This window comes from Kitasatospora sp. NEAU-CNBT7 (genome assembly GCF_057220535.1).
In genome coordinates this window covers 1-335 of sequence record NZ_JBXQQB010000078.1, presented here as the reverse complement: position 1 = coordinate 335, position 335 = coordinate 1, and the positions used below count along the sequence as shown (strand labels likewise).

Sequence of the window (335 nt, the reverse complement as noted above, 5' to 3'; positions counted from 1 at the left end):
GGGTCCAGGCTCATGACGGCCATGTAGACGCACTTGAGCGCGGCAGCCTCGTTCGGGAAGTGCCCCCGGGCGCGGACCGCCTTGCGTATGCGGGCGTTCACGCTCTCGATCGCGTTGGTCGTGCAGACGACCCGGCGGATCTCCGCGTCGAACTGCAGGAACGGCACGAACTCGGCCCAGGCGTTCGACCAGAGCCGAACGATCGCCGGATACTTGGCGCCCCATTCCTCCTGGAACTCCAGGAAGCGTTCCTCGGCGGCGTCGGCGGTCGGCGCGGTGCAGATCGGCTTGAGCGCGCGGGAGATCTTGTCCCAGTCCTGGCGGGCCGCGTAGCG

Annotated in this window: 1 pseudogene; it reads right to left on the bottom strand. The window is 68.7% G+C overall.

What is annotated here, in order from left to right:
* Nucleotides 1–335 (bottom strand): annotated as a pseudogene (locus AC2TEW_RS37730) (transposase); the annotation flags it as partial.